The sequence below is a fragment of the Mucilaginibacter auburnensis genome (assembly GCF_002797815.1).
Classification (GTDB): domain Bacteria; phylum Bacteroidota; class Bacteroidia; order Sphingobacteriales; family Sphingobacteriaceae; genus Mucilaginibacter; species Mucilaginibacter auburnensis.
Map to the genome: position 1 here is coordinate 2281035 of NZ_PGFJ01000001.1, position 14576 is coordinate 2295610.

Here is a 14576-nt window from a genome sequence, read left to right on the forward strand (position 1 = left end):
TATGAAGACTCTTTTTTTTAAATTAAACATGGTTTGCCTGGTAATTGCGTGGTTTTGTAATATAGCTTTTGCTCAACTACCGCCTACTGTACCTATTTGGGATGCCAATACGGTAAAGCTAACGCTAAAAAAGATCGGCACAGATATCTACGCAATCATCCCAGCCACTGCCGAATCGGAAACTACCAAAGGTATTCCGCAAGCGACTACCGGCGGCTTTATTGTTGGCGAAAAAGGTGTGCTGTTGATTGAGGTGATGCTAACCAAAAGGCTATACGACCAGCAAATCAAACTCATCCGATCAGTAACTAACAAGCCCATTATTTATGCCGTTAACACCAGCGATCATGGCGATCACTGTTTCGGAAACTACCTGCTGCCAACTTCTGCAACAATTATTCAGAACGAGTTCGCTAAAGATAACCTGGCTAAAAATTATGATGGTATTAAACAGTTTATGGTAGGCTTGTTTGGTGCCGGGCGTGGTATAGAAACCACAGTTTACCGCGCTGCCGACATTGTTATCCCTAAAAACAGCAACCTTAAAGTAGATATGGGAGGCGGAAAAGTAGTGGAGTTGTTAAACGTAGGTACGGCGCAATCTCCGGCAGATCTGTTTGTGTGGATGCCCAATCAAAAAGTTTTCTGGGCAGGCAATCCATTTATTGCAGAAAGCCCTGCCATTCCCTGGTTGTTTGACGGTTTCTTTTTAGAACCGGCGGCCAATCTAAAAAAGGTTTATGATTTTTTACCCAATGATGCTGTAATTATTCCCGGCCACGGTCGCGTTACAAATAAAGCCGGCATTAAATATACTATAGACTACGTAGACGAACTGAAAAAGGAAGTAGAAGATGCTGTTAGTAAAGGCCTCACTCTCGAACAAACTAAAGCTGCGGTCACTATGAAGCCTTTCGATAAAGGCTATGTATTGTTTAACTGGCTGCACTACAATTTCAATTTACCTAACGCTTATAAAGATATCAGCAACAATAAAAAGAATTAATGTATTTACACCAAACCAATAGTAAGATGAAAACAATACACAACATTAAACACCTGCTGGCAGCGTTGCTGTTTGCAGTTATTACATTAAACGCAGTAGCGGCCGAGGTTCCGGCCAACCCACCTGCTAATTTTAAACACCAATACGCAACCGTAAATGGCGTTAAACTTCATTATGTGATTGGCGGCAAGGGCGACCCTTTGCTGCTGGTGCACGGCTTTGGCCAAAACTGGTTTATGTGGAATCGTCTGTTACCCGAATTATCTAAACACTTCACCGTAATAGCGCCGGATCTGCGTGGCGTAGGCGAATCGGGTAAAACGCAGGCGGGTTATGATAAAAAGAACATGGCGGTTGATATGCATGAGTTAATGAGGAAGCTGGGCTACAACCGCATTAACCTGGCCGGACATGATATTGGGCTGATGGTGGCTTATGCATATGCAGCCCAGTTTCCTGGTGAAGTTAAAAAGCTGGCACTAATGGATGCCCTGTTGCCAGGCATTGAGCCGGTTTGGAGTCAGGTGAAAGCACAGGCGTGGTGGTTTGGTTTTTTTGCACAACCACATGCAGGCGAACTCGTATCAGGTAAGGTTGGCATCTTCTTTACAGACTTTTGGCCGGTTGTTGGTTTTAAAAAAGACGCATTTACTGCTGCGGAGCGTAAAGAATTTATCCGTGCTTATTCGGTGCCGGGCGCTACTACAGGAGCTTTTCACTGGTTTGGGTATTTCGAGCAGGATGCGAAAGACAATGTGGAATTTGCTAAGAAAAAACTACCGATGCCAGTTTTAGCTATGGGCTCTGACCATTTCGCCGGAGCATTTTTGGCTGAACACAGTAAGCTGGTAGCTAATAATGTGCAAGAATCGGTTATAAAAGATTCTGGCCACTGGGTGGTGCAGGAAAACACCGCACAGGTGCAAAAAGAGCTTTTGGCATTTTTTCTCAAATAAAGTGTCACAAAGGCAATCATCGGTGATTTTATTGCGATGCTTGCTATTAAATGTCAACCGTGTTACATGTTTTTAGAGACGGGTTCAGGGTTAAAATTTAATCTTTAGCTTAGTTTAACATTTATCATAAGTAATTATATTATGGATCTTCAATTAAAAAATAAGAAAGCACTGGTTACCGGCTCTACAGCCGGTATTGGCTACTCAATAGCGCTGCAATTAGCAAAAGAAGGCGCAGAAGTATTTGTAAACGGTCGTACCGATCAAAGGGTGGATAAAGCTGTGGCGCAGATCAAGACCGAGAGTGGCAACGACAAAGTATCCGGAGTTGTTGCTGATTTCACCAGCCAGGAATCAATAAATAAATTGATAAGCGAATTGCCTCAGATTGATATACTGGTGAATAACGTGGCCATTTTTGAGCCGAAAGCTTTTGCAGATATTACTGATGCCGATTGGCTCCGCTTTTATGAGATCAATGTACTCAGTGGGATTAGGATGGCACGTGCATATTTTGGCAAAATGTTGGAGAATGGTTGGGGGCGCATCATTTTTATATCGAGCGAATCGGCCATACAGATACCTGAAGAGATGATACATTATGGCATGACCAAAACAGCGCAACTGGCGGTTGCCCGCGGACTGGCCGAATTGACCAGAGGAACGCAAGTTACCGTAAATTCGGTGTTGCCCGGACCTACATTATCTGAAGGTGTTGGTGGTTTTATTGAAAATTTAGCGAAAGATCAAAGTAAAACAACCGATGAGGTAGAGGCAGACTTTTTTAAAACTGTTAGACCAACTTCTATAATTCAACGCTTTTTGAGTACTGATGAAGTGGCAAATATAGTAACCTATCTGGCAAGCCCTTTGGCGTCAGGAACCAATGGTGCCGCTGTAAGGGTAGAAGGAGGTTTGCTTAAAGGGATGGTTTAAGCGCTAAACTTTCTATCTTAGCTCTGTGTTTTATGTTTTGGATGATCGTCTAAAATTCTTAATAAACTGCCTATTTCAATCAATTCGTCCACAAATCGGTTCGGATTATACTCCGTTGTTGACCCACTTTACTTAAGAGTAGCCTAAAAAGGCTACTCTTCTTGTTTCATATATTTGATTATCAGATATTTATTTCAAGTTCGGGTTTTGCGAGACAAGATCCTTTTCTACAGATCTGCATAGGGGGTAGTCCCTTGCTTCTGATTTCAAACAAATTAGAAGTAAAGTGGTTTCGTAATGAGTTAACAGCTCCGCGCCAATATCAAAGATAGCGCAAAAACCGCCCGATCATGCCTTAATACAGCCAAGTCCAGCACGAATTCTTGTTAAAGCTTTCCGATAGGCTGGCCACCCACGTAAATGCGGACCAGATTGCCGAATTATGCGTACCATTTATATTCTACACAAAATAGGAGTAAAAGTTGGTTGCCATCAATTTTCTATAATTGATTGTAAAGAACGGTTTTTGTTGCCAGCCGTTTCTTAGCGATCGGTAAAACGCATCATCTGTTGGGCTTTCCATTTCTGGTAAATTTCGCAAGCTCAACCACTTGTCAAACACTTAAATATCCAATAAATACTGATGCCGCACTATCTAATTTAGAAGTTTACGTTTTGTCACGTAGTTAAAACCATTTTTAACGATCAGAACGCTTTAAGTGTTAAGCAGAAATCTTGAGTAAACTACCTGATAGTAAAAGGAAAATACCCGTTTTGCAGGCTTATATTTTGATGTAAAATATAAAGTGTTTATTATCAGTTAATTGCGAAAGTGTTAATTTGCTTTGTATCCTGGGTTATAAAACCCACTACGGTATATGTTGTTGAATAGTTAAATAATTACACATGTATACATTAGGAATCAACGCCGTTTTCCATGATTCGGCAGCTTGCCTGCTTAAAGACGGACAATTAATAGCGGCCGCTGAAGAAGAACGGTTTACACATATTAAGCATGGAAAAAGGCCTGTGCCTTTTTCTACCTGGGAATTGCCCTTTCATGCCATTGATTACTGCTTGCGTATTGCAGGTATACATATCAATGATATTGACCATGTGGCTTATTCTTTTGACCCTTATTTGCTTATCGGGGAACAGTATCGCGGCAAGCCAACTATTGAAATCCCTTTTGATCTGATGGGCAAAAATGCCCAAAGTGAATGGCAAAACCCTTGGGACCCGCTGTTTCTTTCATCAATGCTTAATGCAAGGCAACAACTTAATGACGGGTATCCGCACCATTTACAAAAGCGTTTTATTGGTGCAAATATACGTACAGAGCAGTGGCACTATGTAGAACATCATATAGCGCATGCAGCAAGCGCTTTTAATTGTTCCCCCCATTTAAATGCAGCAGTAATGACGGTTGATGGCAGGGGTGAACTGGCCACTACTACCTATAATGTGGGCAACGGGCAACAATTAGATAGAATTGGACAGGTAAATATGCCCCATTCTTTAGGATTGCTGTATGAAGATGTTACTACTTATCTCGGTTTCCTTCATTCTTCGGATGAGTATAAAGTAATGGCTTTAGCATCCTATGGAAAAAAAGACTTTGTGAAAGATTTTAGGGAGATCATTCAATTAGGCGCTAAGGGTCAATATACCATTACTAACCAAAGCTTGGTAAATCGTTTTGGTCCTCAGCGGCTACGGCATGAAGAATTTACTGCACACCATTTTAACATAGCGCATTCATTGCAGGCGGTTTTGGAAGAAACGCTGCTTGACCTAACAAGCTGGCTACAACGCGAAACCAATGCTGGAAATTTGTGCATGGCGGGTGGGGTGGCATTAAACTGCGTAGCCAACGCGCGTATTCGAGATGCCGGTATTTTTAAAAACATATGGGTGCAGCCCGCGTCAGGAGATGATGGTACCGCCTTGGGTGCTGCTTTGTGGATTGATGCACAACAGCGTAAAAGTAACACACGCGATTTTGTGATGAATCATGCTTATTGGGGGCCTGGTTATTATGATGCAGAGATTGAGAAGTTTATGCAGTGGTGCAAAGTTCCTTACCGTAAGGTAAATAACGTCGCCGAGGAAACTGCCGAATTGCTTGCGCAAGATAAAATTATTGGTTGGTACCAGGGATCAATGGAATTTGGCCCGCGTGCATTAGGTGCACGGTCTATTCTGGCTTCGCCAATTAGTCCTGATATGCAGGCGCGGCTTAATGAAGTGAAAGACCGCGAAGATTTTAGACCGGTGGCGCCGGTTGTGTTAGAGGAAGAAGCGAGCAAATGGTTTAAAAACGCCGTCTATTCGCCTTTTATGTTATTTATATATGATGTATTGCCCGAAAAGGCAGACCTTATACCTGCTGTTATGCACACAGATGGAACGGCCCGCATTCAAACAATTAATGAGCAGCAGCATAAAGCTTACTATGATCTATTGAAAGCTTTTTTTGCGAAGACTGGGGTACCTGTGCTGGTGAACACCTCGTTCAATACGTTAGGTAAACCAATAGTTTGCACACCACGAGACGCTATTGAGTGTTTTTGGAGTTCGCCTTTTGATGCTTTAGTTATTGGATCATTTATAATAGAAAAAAATGCAGATATCTGTAGTGGTGCCGACTTACAAGAGGCCGGCTTTACTGAAAAAATGCCTTGATGCATTACGCTTACAAACAATTGATGCTACCGAATATGAAGTTATAGTGGTGAGTGACGGGCCGGATATTTTAACTGAAAATATGGTTAACGAAATGCAAGATGGATATAATCAACTGCGTTTTATTGCCCTCAGCGAGAATAAAGGGCCAGCAGCAGCGCGTAACACAGGTTGGTTATACGCCAAAGGAAGGATAATTGCATTTACAGATGACGATTGCTTGCCTGATAAAAACTGGCTCAAACAAATTGTAACGTTTATTGGTGAGCATACAATAAGCGCAGTAAGCGGCAGGGTGATTGTGCCACGTGCAAAACGCCCGACGGACTATGAGTTAAATACAAGCGGCCTGGAAACTGCAGAATTTGTTACAGCCAACTGTGCATGTACTAAAGCCGCTTTGATAGCGGTTGGAGGTTTTGATGAACGTTTTAGGATGGCATGGCGGGAAGATAGCGATCTGCATTTTAAATTCCTGGCCCAACAAGTGCAGCTTAATTACTTAGATAGTGCAGTGGTTGTGCATCCTGTAAGGCAAATATGTTGGGGTGTTAGTTTAAAAGAACAGAAAAAAACATTGTTCAATGCCTTGCTCTATCAAAAGCACCCACAATTGTATCGCATGCGCATACAGTCAATGCCACCTATGTTATATTACTTTATTGTAGCCGCTTTCGCGCTCATGATTATTGGTTTGTTATTGGCAAATGTGGCGTTAATTAAAAGTGGCCTTTTGTTTTGGGCAAGCTTAACCGCTTATTTCATTATTAAGCGATTATATAAAACAAGTCTGGCTCCGGCACACGTTGCCGAAATGGTAATTACATCTGTATTTATTCCTTTCTTATCAATTTATTGGCAATGGTACGGAGCCATAAAGTATCGTATACTTTTTTTCTGACATGAAATTATTACCAAACGAAATAAAAAAAATAGCTGTTTTCCGCGCGCTTCAACTGGGCGATATGCTTTGCGTTATACCTGCAATACGCGCTTTACGCCACGCGTATCCGGATGCTGAGATTTATCTGCTTGGGTTGCCTTGGGCATGTGCTTATACTCAGCGGTTTAATGATTACTTTGATGGTTTTATTCATTTTCCCGGCTACCCAGGTTTGCCTGAACAGGCGTTTGATGCGCGAACCTTCGCGGATTTTTTGCCGCTAATTCAACAAATGGAGTTTGATCTGGTTTTACAAATGCAGGGCAATGGCTCTGTTATTAATCCCCTGATGGAACTTTTTGGAGCCAGGCATGTGGCAGGCTTTTCAACCGAAGGCCATTATGCGCCTGAAAACAGCCTGTTTATGCCATATCCAAATTACGGATCAGAGATAAGACGGCATTTATTACTTATGGAGCATTTGGGTTTTGAGCCGATGGGTACAGAACTTGAGTTTCCGTTAAGTAGCGCCGATAGGGAAGAGCTTGAAGGATTAGATATGAATTTCCTTCCAAAAAAATACGTTTGCATCCATCCCGGATCGCGCGGGGCGTGGCGGCAGTGGCCGGTACAATATTTTGCTATGTTGGGCAATTATTGCGCTGAACAAGGCTATGAGGTATTGGTGACTGGCACAAATGATGAACAAGATATTGTAACTTCTGTTATTAACCACGTGGATTTTGAAGCAATAGATATGGCCGGCAAAACATCTTTGGGTGCAATGGGTGTATTGATAAATGATGCGGCTATGCTTATTTCCAATTGTACAGGTGTGTCTCACATTGCTGCAGCGTTAAAAACACCAAGTATAGTATTAAGTATGGATGGCGAACCAGAACGTTGGGGGCCAATTGATAAGCTAACGCACCGTACTATCAACTGGCTGCAGACTCCTGATTTTAATTTAGTTTTTAATGAGACGGTTGATTTGATGCAGCAGATTGCGTAAGCAAATCTTCAACAGCATTAACAACCGCATTATGGCCGGGCGTTATAGCCTGATCATTATATATAGTTTGCTGCAAAAATCTTATTACCTGGTTTCTGCTTTGTAAACCATCTGGCACCGGGAATTGAAGTACTTTATTTGGAACCTGCCATGGTATATGTTGCGGATTAGTTTGCGCATATAAAACTACTACCGGCGTACCAACTGCCGCTGCAATATGTATAGGGCCGGTATTAACTCCAAGTAATAATGGGCTGTGTTGAATCAAACAAACTAACTCGTCAAGCCTAAGTAAACCCGCGCAGTTAAAGCATTGTGCTCCAATGCCGGCACAAATTTCTGTTATCAAAGCGTTTTCTTGAGCTATACCGGTTACCACCAGTTGATAGCCTTTTTGAGTCAGCAGTTTTCCCGCGGCTATCCAATGCTCAGTTGGATACTGTCGTTTTAACTCGCTTACACCAGGGTGCAATACCAACCACGGTTGGTTGCTTTTCCAACCCGTTACTTCGCATTTTGCTTTCGCTTGCTGCCACGCATTTAACGGAGTATTAATTTGCATTTGTTTATTCACCACACTGATTCCAATACTTTCCACCAAGTAAATATCTCGTTCAACCTGATGGCGGATAAAGGTATAAGGTTCTTCGTCAGGAATCCAATTTGTTACTAATCCATAAGGATTTTCGCGGCAATACGCCAGTGTTTTAGGGATACCTGCCTGGTAGGCAAGCATAGCTGAAGGGAGCGGGTTTTGGCTAAAAACGGTGAAAACAACCGCCGCATCAAACTGCTTGCTTCGTAGTGTAGAAATTAATTCGGCTAATGAATCACTATTTTCCCTGTCCGCAGTTTTAACCCAAGGCATATCAAAAATAATCACCTCATCAATTTCCGGCATGAACGCGGCAATACCGGCCGCCATAGATGATGTTAATATTGTTATCTGCGCGTTAAAACTTGACTTAAGTGCCCGAATTGCTGGTCCGCTCATTAATAGGTCGCCCATATTGTCCGGACGTATACATAGTATTTTGCTACAATTGTTCCAGTCGGTCATGGGTTTAATTATTATTGCAGATGTACAAGGCAGCGTCATTTATGGTATTACAAGTCGCCGCTGGAGTTCTGAGAGGGCCGCTAAGCCATTCCGTTTCATTGCCGTTATCAATTAAAATACTGCGACAGCCTGCTCTGTTACCGGCTTCTACATCATTTAAAATGTCGCCAATCATCCATGACTTTCTCAGATCAACATCATGATGCTGAGCCGCAGAAAGCAATAAGCCCGGCAAGGGTTTGCGGCAATTGCATATCATTTTGTAGTTCGCATTGTTGGCTTCAGGGTGATGCGGGCAATAGTAAATACCATGTATCATTATTCCGGCTTGGTGTAAGAGCTTACGTAATTGTTCCATCGCTGCATCAACCTGTGCTTCGGTAAAATAATTCAGCCCTACACCCGCTTGGTTTGATACAATTATTAACCGGTAACCCTGCTTGCTAAGTAAATGTAAGCCATCAATTATGTTAGCTTCCAATGTAATTTTTGCAGGGTCGCAATTAAAAGGAATATCCGGAATGAGCGTTCCGTCCTTATCTAAAAATATGGCTTTCCGCATGGTTTAAGCCGCTCTATTTTCATTGAGCGCAGTATGCTTTAAATTAGTTAGCAACTGGCTATACAAAACAGAAATACTCCTTGCCACATATTTCCATGTAAAATACTTGTTTACCCGCTTAATTGAATTTTTACCAAGCGTACTTAACAAGTCGGGATCATGCATGGTTGTATTAATTGCGGTTGCTAACGCTACTGCATCATTAGGCGGCACCAGCATGCCAGTAATGTTGTTAACAACGCTGTATTTAATTCCACCCACATTTGAGCCAATTACAGGCGTACCACAGGCCATAGCTTCCAGTGGGGTAATACCAAATGGTTCATACCAGGGGGTGGTTACAAAAACATCCGCCGCTCCGTAATACAATTTTAACTGCGCGCGCGAACGTTGCCCTATGAAAATAACATCTGTATCAATTCCTAAATCTTTGGTTAATTTCTTCAAGCGCTGATATTCCGGGCAGCCCGAACTTTCTATTTGTTCTGTTTTTCCTCCAACTACGATAAGCTTAATTTTGGTGAGTCCTTTCTGCTTCAATAGGCCCAGGGCATTAACTACGTTGTCAATGCCCTTACGTGGAACCATACGGCCAAGTTGTAATACTATAAACTCATCAAGAGGTAGTTGTAAAATTTTTCTTGCCAGATTTTTTTCAATGGGATAAAATTCTTCGTGGCTGAAACCGCATGGCACAATACTGATGCGATCATGATCTGCCTGGTAATAATTGATCAGGTCGTCGCGGTCTTGCGGGCATTCTGCAATAATTCGGTCGGCCTCATGTACAGCACGCTGCTCAATGTCCAGGCGTTCCTCCGGAAAAAGATCGTGCTCGCCCTGATGTAATCTACGCACATGTCCTAACGCGTGGAATGTAACTACAAAAGGAATATTAAGTTGTCTCTTCAAGCCCATAGCAACCATAGCCGACATGAAGAAATGCGCGTGAATTAACTCATAAATATTTTGTTCGCGATTGATGAACGCCAACATGTTTTTTTCAAACTGTGGCATATACTTAAGCAACTCTTCTTTTGGAATAACTGTTTGAGGGCCGGCTTCAATGTGTATTACCCTGATACCGGTTTTCAATATTACAATCTCCTCAACGCCGGTATCTTCTCTGCGGGTAAAGATATCAACATGATAATTCAATTTGGCTAAATGCATAGCCAATTGGGCAACATATACGTTTTGCCCGCCTGTATCTGTGCCGCCTATTGCAGCTAACGGCGATGCATGGTCGCTGATAAAGGCAATTCGCTGTAAGTTGATGCTCATTAGTTTAAATTTATTGTCAGCATTTTTTTCTCACACACCTCAATAAAAGTTTGTTCCCACTCCTGTGTAAAACGCTGTATGTTAAATCGGTTAAGCGCTACCGTACGGGCATTTTGTCCTATTTCAAATGCGAGCTGAGGGTCATCTATCAACATTTTCATTCGGCGTACAAGCACGTCGATATCTGTGTCAATAAATCCCGAATAACCGTTATCTATTATAGCTGCTATCTCGGTAGTGGCGAGGGCTACAACCGGAATGCCCATCATCATAGCTTCGCACACAGCAAGCCCTAAACTTGTATATCTAATTGGATTGAAGAAAAAGCGGTAACGGCTCTGAAATGCCGGCAACTGCGGATGAAGTACTTCACCCAACCCCCAATCGCCTGTACCCATACCAACAAGATCAAGTGGAACATGCTTGCTTACTTCCTGAAACACATCAGCGCCCAACAACCTACCACGCGTAGGCAGGTTATTTATTACTACTATGCCCTTAGCCAGTTCGCCGGTGTAGGCAATCTGCGGATCAGTTACCCCATGTATAATTACTTTAGTATCAGCATTTCCGTTGTTCCACATTAATTTATTGAAATGAGTAACATGAACCACTTTAATATCGGGGGCATTTATAATATGAAGCGTATCTGTAGGGTGGCTGCGCGGCGGATCATGTTCCAAATATATTTTTGGTAGTGCCCTTTGTTTTTCAGACAATATCTCAAACTGATCTGTAAGATAATTCTGATTGGTTTGGAATAAAATACAGTCAAACTCATGCAGGCTCACTTCATCGGCAGGAATTTCAATAACATTGTTTCCAAACGGAAAAGTTTCACCCCGCCCGTAATAGCCTTCTGCTTTATCAGGCCTCGTTGGTATGTAAATTTCATAGTTACCCTGCGATAGGTAATACAGGTAGCTGCCGTGAATATGCCAAGTGAAAATTTTCATCAATGTCAGAAGCGTTTGTTTTAACAACGCTGAAATGACAACGTGTCATAACCGTTTGCTGTTTGGGGATTAGTACCCGAAAACACGTGCGTGAAATACCCTAAATTAAACGGATAGATACTAAAAACCAGTTGTAATACCTGATAGTGTTTTTGCGTTAGGTACGGCTTTCACCGCAACATCATTATTAAAATAGCACCACACATTTTTAATGCCCTTCGTCTCTCGCAAATTCTTCGCAAATTCTGTAAGAGCCGCATCCTCATACCCGGACCGATATAATTCGGGCACGCCGTGGAAACGATAATAAACGGTTTCGCTGGTAACGATGGGCGCATCGGGCAGGTCAGGATAGCTCATGCCGCAAAAGGTAACGTTGTGTCTTCGCAATTGCGCATACACCTCATCACACCACCAGCCTGCATGTCTAAATTCAAGTACGTTATCAAATGAAGGATCAAGTTGTGCAAGTACACGGGACAGCCTTTCGTCATCATAACGAAAACGGGGCGGAAACTGAAATAATACCGGCCCCAGTTTATCTTTCAAACCCTGGCCAATAGTTTTGTAAAAACTACTAACCATATCTACGGTTCCATGAAACTGTTTAAAGTGGGTGATAGCTTTGGGTGCCTTTACAGCAAAACGGAAATCGGAAGGTGAGTTATCATACCATTTCTGCAATATTTCTATGGTAGGAAAGCGGTAGAATGTAACATTGAGCTCCAACGTTTTAAACTGGCCCGCATAAAATTCAAACCAATGCTTTTGAGCCAGTCCATCTGGATAAAAGGTGCCTTTCCAATGTTTATAATGAAACCCGGAACATCCTATATGCCATTTCATAAACTTAGTTTGTAATTATCTAATTTAACTAACAAGACATTTAATTGAGTGTTTTTATTGAATGGAGGCAGCGCAGCTTGTTAGCTGCGATCGTGTTGAATATGCTTATAAGTACGTATTTTCCGTTTTAAAACCCGTATTTAACACGCAAACAGGCGCGTCGCTTTGCGAGTTGTATTTGAAATATTTTACACTAAAAGTTAAAACTAATACTCATGTTATGGCAAATACGGCATTGCTTAAAGGACAACGCATTACTTCGCCCGGCGGACCAGGTGAGGTACTTGAAACCATGGGCGATAAAGTTGTGGTGAAGTTAGATAATGGCGCTACTAAAGAATATCTATCTGAGGAAATAACAGATGATAGTAGCGCAGGGTAATTACATTTAAACAGCAACATATGTTAGCAATGAACTATCGCGGCCCTTACAGGGTGCGCACCGTACAAAAACCAATGCCCGAAATATTGCATCCTGAAGACGCGATAATTAGGGTTACCCGCAGCTGCATTTGTGGCTCTGATTTGCATCTGTATCATGGAATGGTACCCGACACGCGTGTTGGCTCAACGTTTGGGCATGAGTTTACCGGAGTGGTAGAGGAAGTTGGCCCAATGGTACAAAAGCTTAAAGTTGGCGATCACGTTTTGGTGCCGTTTAACGTAGCCTGCGGCAAATGTAATTTTTGCAAGCAGGGCTTGTTTGGCAATTGCCATGAGTCTAACACAATGGCTACCGCTGTAGGCGGTATATTTGGATATTCGCATACGGCAGGCGGCTTTGACGGGGGACAAGCAGAGTATGTACGCGTGCCTTATGCTGATGTAGGCCCAACTGTTATTCCCCCGGACATGGACCCGGATGATGCCGTGTTATTAACAGACGTGGTACCAACCGGTTATCAGGCTGCCGAAATGGGCGGAATAAAAGAAGGGGATACGGTAGTTGTGTTTGGTGCCGGTCCTATTGGCATAATGGCGGCACGATGTGCGTGGTTCTTCGGTCCGTCTCGTGTTATTATTATTGACCATGTTGATTATCGTTTGGAGTTTGCCAAAAACTATGCTAAGTGCGAGGCCTACAACTTTAAAGATATGGAAGATCCGGTAGTATTCCTGAAAAAGGCTACCGATTGGTATGGGGCCGATGTTTGTATTGATTGTGTAGGCTGCGAAGCTGAAGGCAACACGCTGCAAACTTTTAGCGGTAGGGTAATGCTGATGCAGGCCGGAGCAGCAACTGCTTTTCAATGGGCGGTTAACTCGGTTAAAAAAGGTGGTATTGTGTCTGTTGTGGGTGTTTATGGCCCGCCATTCAACTTAGCGCCAATTGGTAACATCGTTAACAAAGGTATCACTATAAGAGCTAACCAGGCATCGGTAAAACGCCTGCTGCCAAAATTAATAGATCATGTACAATCAGGCAGGCTTAACCCAAAGGGGCTTATTACGCACCGTATTCCCCTGGAAGAAATATCAGATGCTTACCGGCTATTTTCATCCAAACTGGATAATTGCATTAAAACAGTACTCATCCCATCAACAAAACATTAAGTTATGAAAGCAGAAAACGAAGATTATAAAAATATACCAGGCTGGGGTATGGATGCCGACCCGGAGAATGAACCTACCTATCCAATGAAAAATTACACGGGTGATGATCATAACAGAATTAACTATGATCGTTCGCAACAACAACCGCTAACTGTTGAGCTGCTTCAATCTAATGAGCGCCCGGGGCCGTCTGCAGTTTTTGGTACCACTGTTCCACCGTCGGGATTAAGTGGTATGATCAGGCGTTACGCTTTTAGAAATAGCGAAGACAGGTACCGGCATTGGATACCGCTTATTCTGGCAGACAGAATAAACGTGTGCGAAGGTTGGATTGAAGATATAACGCATGGCCATTTGCCCAACCCCATTAAAGAACGGGGTTTAGCTGTAGAGTGGAAATATAACAAGCCGGTTATGCTGAAAAAAATAGCTGCTGTAGCATTAATTGGGGGTATAGTATTTACAATCTCTAAAATACTTTCAGACGATTAATGTTAATGGCTTCCTGGACTAAAGAGTACCAATTTGTTAAGAGCAGCCACGCCCCATGCGTATGCTGCTCTTAACAAACATGGTATATGCCTTTGTTATTCCGTTAATTGATCTTTTTTTGGTGAAAAGTCTGTCTGCTATTTCGATGTTAGTAAACCTTTCTGCCAAAAGTGTTAATATTTCCATCTCTCTGCGAGACAAGTCAACGGAAAATTTTTGATGTTGCTTAAATTCGGGCTCCTTCATTAAACGTACACTTAAACGAGATAATACACCGCTGCAAATAAATTGCTTGTTTTGACAATTTTTTTTGATGCCATATATCAATTCGTCATAGTCGGTGA

At 42.4% G+C, this 14576-nt stretch carries 15 protein-coding genes; 9 read left to right on the plus strand and 6 right to left on the minus strand.

Features of this window, described 5'->3' with window-relative positions; all coding sequences use genetic code 11:
- Position 1 precedes the first annotated feature (1 nt).
- From CLV57_RS10200 to CLV57_RS10225, 6 genes are all read left to right on the plus strand, one after another.
- A complete protein-coding gene (locus CLV57_RS10200) occupies positions 2 to 1006 on the plus strand; it encodes an MBL fold metallo-hydrolase (RefSeq protein ID WP_157799123.1) in 1005 nt (334 codons plus the stop codon).
- A 26-nt stretch (positions 1007 to 1032) separates the two neighbouring features.
- Complete coding sequence (locus CLV57_RS10205) at positions 1033 to 1962, plus strand: alpha/beta fold hydrolase (RefSeq protein WP_211290047.1); 930 nt, start codon at positions 1033 to 1035, stop codon at positions 1960 to 1962.
- Positions 1963 to 2103: 141 nt separating this feature from the next.
- A complete protein-coding gene (locus tag CLV57_RS10210; RefSeq protein WP_100341192.1) occupies positions 2104 to 2898 on the plus strand; it encodes an SDR family NAD(P)-dependent oxidoreductase in 795 nt (264 codons plus the stop codon).
- A 906-nt stretch (positions 2899 to 3804) separates the two neighbouring features.
- On the plus strand, positions 3805 to 5583 hold the full coding sequence (locus tag CLV57_RS10215) for a carbamoyltransferase family protein (RefSeq protein ID WP_100341193.1): 1779 nt from the start codon (positions 3805 to 3807) through the stop codon (positions 5581 to 5583).
- The gene (locus tag CLV57_RS10220) at positions 5522 to 6484 is read left to right on the plus strand and encodes a glycosyltransferase family 2 protein (protein ID WP_100341194.1); all 963 of its coding nucleotides are present in this window, start codon (positions 5522 to 5524) and stop codon (positions 6482 to 6484) included. The genes CLV57_RS10215 and CLV57_RS10220 overlap by 62 nt, the downstream gene beginning before the upstream one ends.
- A gap of 1 nt (position 6485) precedes the next feature.
- Positions 6486 to 7478, plus strand: a complete 993-nt coding sequence (locus CLV57_RS10225) for a glycosyltransferase family 9 protein (RefSeq protein WP_100341195.1) — start codon at positions 6486 to 6488, stop codon at positions 7476 to 7478.
- On the opposite strand, the gene CLV57_RS10230 is transcribed toward CLV57_RS10225, so the two are convergent.
- The 5 genes from CLV57_RS10230 to CLV57_RS10250 form a co-directional block, all read right to left on the minus strand.
- Complete coding sequence (locus CLV57_RS10230; protein ID WP_100341196.1) at positions 7441 to 8538, minus strand: glycosyltransferase family 9 protein; 1098 nt, start codon at positions 8536 to 8538, stop codon at positions 7441 to 7443. The genes CLV57_RS10225 and CLV57_RS10230 overlap by 38 nt on opposite strands.
- Positions 8539 to 8542: 4 nt before the next feature.
- Positions 8543 to 9100 (minus strand): D-glycero-alpha-D-manno-heptose-1,7-bisphosphate 7-phosphatase, encoded by a 558-nt coding sequence (locus CLV57_RS10235; protein WP_100341197.1) that lies wholly within the window; start codon positions 9098 to 9100, stop codon positions 8543 to 8545.
- 3 nt (positions 9101 to 9103) lie between these two features.
- Complete coding sequence (locus CLV57_RS10240; protein WP_100341198.1) at positions 9104 to 10384, minus strand: glycosyltransferase family 4 protein; 1281 nt, start codon at positions 10382 to 10384, stop codon at positions 9104 to 9106.
- On the minus strand, positions 10384 to 11340 hold the full coding sequence (locus CLV57_RS10245; protein ID WP_211290048.1) for a glycosyltransferase family 4 protein: 957 nt from the start codon (positions 11338 to 11340) through the stop codon (positions 10384 to 10386). Before CLV57_RS10245 ends, CLV57_RS10240 begins: the two co-directional genes overlap by 1 nt.
- Positions 11341 to 11460: 120 nt before the next feature.
- Positions 11461 to 12186: a DUF72 domain-containing protein gene (locus CLV57_RS10250; RefSeq protein ID WP_100341199.1), complete on the minus strand. Its 726-nt coding sequence runs from the start codon at positions 12184 to 12186 to the stop codon at positions 11461 to 11463.
- Between the two features lie 61 nt (positions 12187 to 12247).
- Here CLV57_RS10250 and CLV57_RS10255 point away from each other — a divergent pair, with 61 nt between their 5' ends.
- Genes CLV57_RS10255 through CLV57_RS10265 form a run of 3 tightly spaced genes read left to right on the plus strand, consistent with a single transcriptional unit; the run spans position 12248 to position 14232 of the window.
- Positions 12248 to 12568: a hypothetical protein gene (locus tag CLV57_RS10255; protein ID WP_100341200.1), complete on the plus strand. Its 321-nt coding sequence runs from the start codon at positions 12248 to 12250 to the stop codon at positions 12566 to 12568.
- Positions 12569 to 12597: 29 nt separating this feature from the next.
- Entirely contained in the window at positions 12598 to 13740 is a 1143-nt protein-coding gene (locus CLV57_RS10260) for a zinc-dependent alcohol dehydrogenase (RefSeq protein WP_245856932.1), read from the plus strand.
- A 3-nt stretch (positions 13741 to 13743) separates the two neighbouring features.
- Entirely contained in the window at positions 13744 to 14232 is a 489-nt protein-coding gene (locus tag CLV57_RS10265; protein WP_100341202.1) for a hypothetical protein, read from the plus strand.
- Between the two features lie 36 nt (positions 14233 to 14268).
- On the opposite strand, the gene CLV57_RS10270 is transcribed toward CLV57_RS10265, so the two are convergent.
- Positions 14269 to 14478, minus strand: coding sequence for a LuxR C-terminal-related transcriptional regulator (locus tag CLV57_RS10270; RefSeq protein WP_100341203.1), 210 nt, complete (start codon positions 14476 to 14478; stop codon positions 14269 to 14271).
- Positions 14479 to 14576: the final 98 nt, after the last annotated feature.